Source organism: Micromonospora sp. M51 (assembly GCF_018070305.1).
GTDB classification, from domain to species: domain Bacteria; phylum Actinomycetota; class Actinomycetes; order Mycobacteriales; family Micromonosporaceae; genus Micromonospora; species Micromonospora parva.
The window spans coordinates 1-1,948 of record NZ_JAGPXZ010000975.1 but is presented as its reverse complement, the minus strand read 5'-3'; the positions used below and the strand labels follow the sequence as shown (position 1 = coordinate 1,948).

At 72.4% G+C, this 1,948-nt stretch carries 1 protein-coding gene and 1 pseudogene; both read right to left on the bottom strand.

The genetic code is table 11. The features are described 5' to 3' along the window. Window positions 1–438: 438 nt before the first annotated feature. Window positions 439–1,383 (bottom strand): homoserine kinase, encoded by a 945-nt coding sequence (thrB, locus tag KBX53_RS31430; protein WP_030333142.1) that lies wholly within the window; start codon window positions 1,381–1,383, stop codon window positions 439–441. 64 nt (window positions 1,384–1,447) lie between these two features. Then, window positions 1,448–1,948 (bottom strand): annotated as a pseudogene (locus KBX53_RS31425) (MFS transporter); the annotation flags it as partial.

Here is a 1,948-nt window from a genome sequence, read left to right as displayed (position 1 = left end):
GCGACGCAGCCAGGCTCTGCAGCTCTGGCAGCAGCATCGCCGACAGACCGGAGCCGCTACGCCGACGACGGGCGGGAGCGGCGGCGGTGGCATCGCCAGCGCCGTGGGACACATCCGACGTCACGTCGGTGGTGTCGCTCAATGGATTCCTTCCCTCGATAGGCCGGGACTGCCCGGAGTCGGAACTCAGGTGGCCGGGCGGCCTCGGTGCACCCGCCTCGCAAGGACGCGTCGCGGGAGTCTGTGACACAGCAGCCGGTCGGTATCCCGACTCACCAACGTCGGTGAGCAGGTCTCGCCGTCTGCGGCGACCTGTGGAAACTGCGGCGCGGCGTGGGCCTTGGGCAGGGGTAGACGGGCTGACCGCCGAGAGCTTCGGGGGTGCGCCGCCCCGCAGGAGATCGCGTGCTTCGCGGCTGTGCTAGGTCTAGAGCGTAATCAACTCTTCCGACCTGCGGCAACAGGGTCCCGCTCGGCGTGTCCAAGTGTACCCCGGGCGACCCGCGCGCCGCTGACGTCTATCGGTAACTGCCAGATCTCCCAGTCTGTTCCCAGCGGGAAGTCCGCTGGCGGCTCGCTGAGCGCCAGGACAGTCGGCCCCGCCCCACTGACCACAGCTGCCACACCCGCCGCGCGCAACGCGTTGACCAGCGAAGACGTGCCCTGCATCCCGGCTGCGCGATAGTCCTGGTGGAGCCGGTCGACGGTGGCCGGCAGCAGCAGGGCCGGGTCCGTGGTGAGCGCGTGCACCAGCAGGGCCGCCCGCCCTGCCGTCAACGCGGCGTCACCATGCGGCACGGTGGCCGGCAGGGCCGCCCGCGCGGTCGCTGTCAGTCCGCGTTCCGCCGGGACGAAAACAGTGGGCCGCACCGCGTCGGCGACCGGCAGGGACACCGCCCGGGCACCGCCCGGCTCGGACCAGGCCACCGTGAAACCGCCGAGCAGGCACGGTGCCACGTTGTCGGGGTGACCCTCGATCTCGGCGGCCAGCCGCAGCGTGCCGGCGTCGTCGAGGCGGTGCTCCCCGTCGACGACGAGGGCCCGGGCCAGCAGCACCCCGGCGACGATCGCGGCGGACGAGGAGCCCAGCCCACGCGCCTGCGGGATCCGGTTGACGCACTGCACGCTCAGCCCGCCGGGTTGGGCCCCCAGCACGTCGAACGCGGCGCGCATGGCCCGCACCACCAGGTGTCTGTCGTCGTCGGGCAGCTCACCGGCGCCCTGCCCGGTCACTGTCACCCGGACACCGCTCGGCGCGACCTCGGCGGCCAGGTCGTCGTAGAGCCCGAGGGCGAGGCCCAGCGCGTCGAAGCCCGGGCCCAGGTTGGCGCTGGTCGCCGGGACGCGGACCCGGACCGACTCGGCGGTGAAGTTCGTCGGCACGCGCTCATGCTAGGGCCCGGGACCGACGAACCGGGCCCGCGCCCGCTGCCTGGGATCGCCGAGCTCAGCCGGCCGGGTCCGGGACCGGCTCGGCGGCCGGATCGGTGAGCGAGAGCCGGCGGGTGGCGATCCGCCAACCGACCGCGTACACGAGGGTGATCAGACCGCAGCCAGCGAGCACCACCCGTTCGTCGACCACGTCCACCACCAGGGCCACCGCCAGTTGGCTCACCGAGATCGCCAACGTCGCCAGCATCATGTCGGTGGCGAAGACGCGGCCCCGCAGCCGGTCCGGGACCTCGCCCTGCAGAGCGAAGTTCGACATCACCCAGTTACTGCCACCCGCGAAGTGCGCCACGAAGACCAGCAACAGCACCAACGGAAACCAGCGCACGACGGAGGTGCCCAGGTAGGACAGGCCGTACAGCGACATGGACAACGCCAGCCCGGGCAGCAGCCAGGCCCGGTTGGTCAGCACCCGGCGCATCAGGATCGGCCCCACCAACGCTCCCGCGCCGCGTACCGCGAAGAGCAGGCCGGCGCCGAGCGGGCCGACACCGTAGAC